This is a genomic window from Parcubacteria group bacterium (assembly GCA_041660065.1).
Lineage (GTDB): Bacteria > Patescibacteriota > Minisyncoccia > Moranbacterales.
In genome coordinates, this window is record JBAZXC010000012.1 from 1 (window position 1) to 5,352 (window position 5,352).

The window sequence follows — 5,352 nt, forward strand, 5'->3', positions numbered from 1 at the left end:
GACGTAATATGTTGTGCCTGGGGTGAGGTTTGTGAGAGTGCAGGAGTAGTCTCCGACTCCTCCTGTTCCTGCGGAACAGGAGTCCGTGTAGTTACCACTTTCTGTACCCCAGTGGATGAGACGTTCCGGGTCTTCGCCTCCTGTTTCTGTGATTGTGCCGTTTCCTGTAGCTGTGGTGTCTGTGATGGAGGTGGGGGATGGGGTTTGGGTGGGGAGGGATGGAGATATAACTACAGGGACATCAACATATTCCATGACATGTATCTGACCACTATAACCTTCTGTATAAGATATATAAATCTTTCCCATTGAACCAAAAACTAATGCGGAAATATGTCCATCATCATAACTCCCCAATTGTCCAAGTGTCACTACGGTTTGCCACGAGCCACCCGAGTATTTCATTATGTTATGGCTATACGCCTCATAAAAATCCCCACTGTCAGGATCAATGATCACCGTTCCATGTTCTTCTGGAATATTTACAACATCTTGCCATACGGCACCAGAATATTTCATTATTTTATCCCTATATGCAACATATGGTTCTGATGTTGCAGTTTCAAATTTTAACACCGTCGGATATGCAAACCCATCACCAGAAATAAATCCGACATTTCCAACCAATTCCCAGGAAGTTCCATTGAATTTTATAACAGTTATCTCATTATTATTTAAGCTGTCTGCAAATGCTACATATGGTTCACCGGTAGTTGGATCAAAGGCTAATGATGATCCCCCTTGATAGCCATAGTAGGCTTGTTGAAAATTATAGCTTGATATACCATAGCCAACTATTGTGCCAACTAATTGCCATGTGATCCCGTTAAATTTCGCCAAATTAAATGCACCATCATTATCAAAATAAACCAAATATGGCTCATGATCAGATGAATTGAATGCAAAAGAAGATACATATGTTTCAGCACCAAAAAAACCCAACCCTACAGACTGCCATGAGCTACCATTGAGTTTTTTAACAGTAGGAATACGAGTTGAATTAATGCTATCGTATAAATCATATGCGACATAAACATCGTTTGAAGTGGGATCGAAAGCTATTAATGGATTGTTCATGTATACATCGGTTGAATACATACCATTCCATATTTCTACATCTCCCCCTACTTGCTGCCACCCATCAATTTCTGAATATTTAAATATCCTATTATCAAATGCTATGTATGGCTCACTAGTGATTGGATCAGTCGCCAAAACAGGATTATTATCATAACTTGACCAATCCCCTATTATATTTTCATCCGCTTGTGCGTTATTTTCTAGCCCCAAAGAAACAAAAACCACCAACATCCAAATAACACATCGTATATATTTTACAATTTTCATATATATATATATTTTTCTCTAGTATATCACACACTTTATCAATCGTCTTGTGTTTTTTTCTTCTTGATGCCGATCGTTACAAAATTGCGCAAGAACCATATACAAAAAACAATTATGACAATACCAGATCCACCATAGATCAAACCATTGCGTGGCAAAACGTAAATATTTTTTATCTCAGATTCAAATACGACATCGTCATATGCCGAATGCATGGTCAGTTTTGCATTATATACACCAAAATCCCATATATCAAAAGATACGTTTTTGGTAAATGTGCGCGTAGAATCAGGATACATCACTTCCGGATCAATCTTGATCGTTGTAAATTTCTTACCAAAGCGTGTAACGACGATCTCTCCATCCATTTTGTAGTGCATGTTGCCATCATTGATCATTTCCATTTGTAGCGCGATCGGCGCATCAATATACCATCGGCGCAAACTGTCAAATCGGCGTAGCGCTCCGCTAATTTTTGGATCCTCATCACCGCGCACTGCCAGCGTCACGATTGATCCCACACGATAATTGACGCCTACTTTTGCCGCACTGAAATCCTCATCGCCACCATCCACCTTATTTGTCGTTTGAAAGAGGATTGTTCCATAATATCCATTGGTTGGTTGCCCCTCCGGCACTGTAATGGCGAATTCTATATCTTTTGCCTCCCCTGCCTCAAGCACAAAGTCGTTTGGCACACTAAACCAATCGATCACATTGAACATGTGTCGTGGATGCCCATCCTCTCCGCCAAAAAGATTGACGTGCTCACTGTCAGATGATACAAAAAAATTTTCTACACTTACCGTGACGTTTCGCGATCCGCTGGTATAATTTTTTACATTGAATTTCCCTACGCGCCTCTCACCTGAACACATCTCCCAATCAATGCGAATAGGCGAGACCTGCAATCCTTTCGGCTTCACGACCTCTGTGTTCTGCGCGTGCGCCACATGTACGAATATTACACAAAAAATGACCCCACTAATAAAAAAGTAAAGTTTCTGTAATTTTCTACTCATAAAAAGTTTATATCACACTACTAATTCATTTATTTCATAATAACACAAAAGATCATCTCTCCACAGAGACGATCTTTTTTGTTTTCGATGATATACAAGAAAAGACTATGGTTTGCCGATGGCCGTGTATGTAATATTACCAGCATACACGCCTGACTTCTGCGTTGCGGCAACGTCAAGTTTGTAGCAAATCGTTGTTGTCGTTGCACCAACGGAATATCCATCATGATCCATGACCGGAATCGGAGTGGTTGTATCCGGATTCTGTGGAATACCTGCAAAAAGCGCATCAGCATCCTCCGCTACAGTACAATCGGTAGACGTCCCCCACCATGTATTATTCTTTGTTGCGCCAGAAACTTCTTCCACGCGAAAACCAAGTCCTTTTGTCGTACCATTGTCCCATGCTGCAGAATTGGACCCATTCCATGCTGTCAAATCACTGATATATGTTGTATTGTCCGTGTGTTTGAGAACACTTGTGTCACCGTTTGCTGTACGATCCACAAAGAGATCGTATCCTTCTTCATGATTTGTCAACACGGAACATGTTGATCCCCCCACAACAGGAGTATCGGCAGTGACTGTACTAAAATCAACATCCGGATCTGTACCAGATCCTCCACAATCCAACGAGAGATTGGAATTAACTTCCACCTGAAGATTCACCGTATCTGTATCAGTTGCCGCAAAGACAATGGTTGTTACAGACGTTACAGAAAGAGAGAGTGCCAGCGCGCTTATGCCTGCAACGAGCTTCATTTTTTTATGCATATTTTTTATTTATTATATATTTATTTTTATGTCCCTGACCAAAGGACTTTTTTTACTAAGATTATTGTACCACAAAACACCAATCCCGTCATTTTTTCTACAATTTGGAAATTGCCGTATATGTAATCACATTGGCGTATGTGCCAGCCTTTTGCGTACTTTCAACATCAACCTGATATCCCACCTCAGTAGCATCGCCGCCACTGGTATACCCCGTCTTTTCATGCAACACCGTATCGGTATTTGGGATACCGGCGTAATTATGATCCAAACCAGTCGTCCATTTTGCCGCAACATTGGATCCACTCATGATCGTTACACCCAGTCCGGTCCCTGTCCATGTAGTTGGCACAGCAATTGTCCCCGCATACGCCGGAATCGTCGTCGTCCCATCTGCAACATGTGTGAGATCATGGTTTTGCGAGATTAAAAGATCATATCCTCCCCATGCATCCGTCGTCACAGTCGCGGTTGTCGATCCAGAATTCGGCGTTCCCGCAACCACTGTCCCTAAATCCTCTGTATTGGAATTCAATACAAGACTGAGAGTGTTATTTACCATGTACCAAAAACCTGCCTGTGTCTGATAATCTTCACTTGACCCCAAGCCGACAACCGGCTCACCGATTGTATCTGTAAGCGCATATGTACCATCATCGCTTGGCTCGCCCCCGGCAAAACCGACATTATCAACTGTAATATTGTATGTACCATCTGTTGCAGCAAAAACAAAAAACGGCACAAGAAACAATCCTCCTACCCACATGACAATGTTCCTGACATTCATAATCACTATTTTTAACATTATATTTTTGCACTCTTTTCTTCCCGTTCATTATATCATACACCCCGCCCTTCTGTCACAGGGGCAGAATCCTTCAACATAAAAACTGGTAAAAAACCCGCTAAAAGAACACAACCGATCACCACAAAAAAAATACGCATATCGGCAAAGATCCACAATGCCATACCAACACTTATAGCACTGGCAATATAGGCCACCGCACGCGTTGACCGGAAAAAATTGATCAATGCAATATCATTCTCATTAATCTGTTTGTAAAAATAAGAGTCCTGCAATTCCTCTACAAGAGCGGCACCAATGCGTGAAAAAAACAAAACCGTCGCCCAAAAAACAAATGTCCTGCTCGTTGAAAAAAACATCATTCCAATAGAGACCACCATAATACTCAACCCCATCAGTAACATTTCCTTTTCGCCGTATTTTTTGTCCGCAAGCACTCCTGCGGGATACTGCAAAAAAATAAACGGTACAAGCATCACCATAAAGATCATGCCAATATCACCCCACGTCAAACCGATATTACGCAAGTATAGTGGCATATAGATCGTCATCGCCGCATAGAAAAAATTCAACGTAAGAGAGACCAAATAAATGTTGAGAAGCGCTCTGTTGTGTAAAAATTTATAGATGACATTTTTTGTATGCAACTGCTGCGGGATTACATGTCCCTGCACATCATTGAGGGCAATAAATGCAACCAAAAACATCATCGCGTAAAGCACCAATGTCACTGTAAAAATCATAAAAAAACCATAATGTTCCAAAAGAAACATCGAAATCAGTGGTCCGACCAATATACCAAAATTCCATACCGAAAGATAAAAACCCCGCACGCGTCCCGTGTGTCCATTGGTTGAATATGCCTCCAAAACAATATCAAAAACGATTGCGACAATACCGTATAGAATGTAATAGATCATCATCAAGATCGCACCTCCCCATGAGACCGGTGATAATTGCAATGCGAGCAACACCCCAACTTGCGCTGCAAGGAGCGTCAATAACGTCCGCGCACGACCAAACCCCTCAATGATGCGATTGAGTTTAAAAAGTGCGACAAGTAAAATGCAAAAGATCACAACGTAAAAAAGACTTACATTATCAGACATGATCACTTCCTTGAAATATGAAGAGGTAACGTATGCCAAAAGCGAGATCGAAAGACCAAAAACAAAGCCTAAAAAAGCAATAAGCTGAATGACGCGATCTTCCGCAAATGTTGTATACATTCTTTTTACCATCCCTGTCCAATTTTATTTACACCCCCTACACCAGCACGGTACAGGGCACAGCCCTGTTGCCGAATGGTACGGGGCACAACCCTCTTCCCAAATTAGCACAAGACAAGCCATTCTATAATTCCTACTCCCACTCCCCAACTCCTACCCCCTAATTGTAATACCC

5 protein-coding genes are annotated in these 5,352 nt (G+C 41.6%); all 5 read right to left on the reverse strand.

Features of this window, described 5'->3' with window-relative positions; translation table 11 throughout:
• The coding region (locus WC819_06745) for a hypothetical protein (protein MFA5987013.1) at window positions 1–1,347 on the reverse strand (1,347 nt) is incomplete at its 3' end.
• Window positions 1,348–1,385: 38 nt separating this feature from the next.
• Entirely contained in the window at window positions 1,386–2,300 is a 915-nt protein-coding gene (locus WC819_06750) for a hypothetical protein (GenBank protein ID MFA5987014.1), read from the reverse strand.
• Window positions 2,301–2,474: 174 nt separating this feature from the next.
• Entirely contained in the window at window positions 2,475–3,143 is a 669-nt protein-coding gene (locus WC819_06755) for a hypothetical protein (GenBank protein ID MFA5987015.1), read from the reverse strand.
• Between the two features lie 97 nt (window positions 3,144–3,240).
• A complete protein-coding gene (locus tag WC819_06760) occupies window positions 3,241–3,930 on the reverse strand; it encodes a hypothetical protein (protein MFA5987016.1) in 690 nt (229 codons plus the stop codon).
• Window positions 3,931–3,983: 53 nt separating this feature from the next.
• Window positions 3,984–5,177 carry an MFS transporter gene (locus tag WC819_06765; GenBank protein MFA5987017.1) on the reverse strand — a complete coding sequence of 398 codons (1,194 nt, stop codon included), beginning with the start codon at window positions 5,175–5,177 and terminating at the stop codon, window positions 3,984–3,986.
• Window positions 5,178–5,352: the final 175 nt, after the last annotated feature.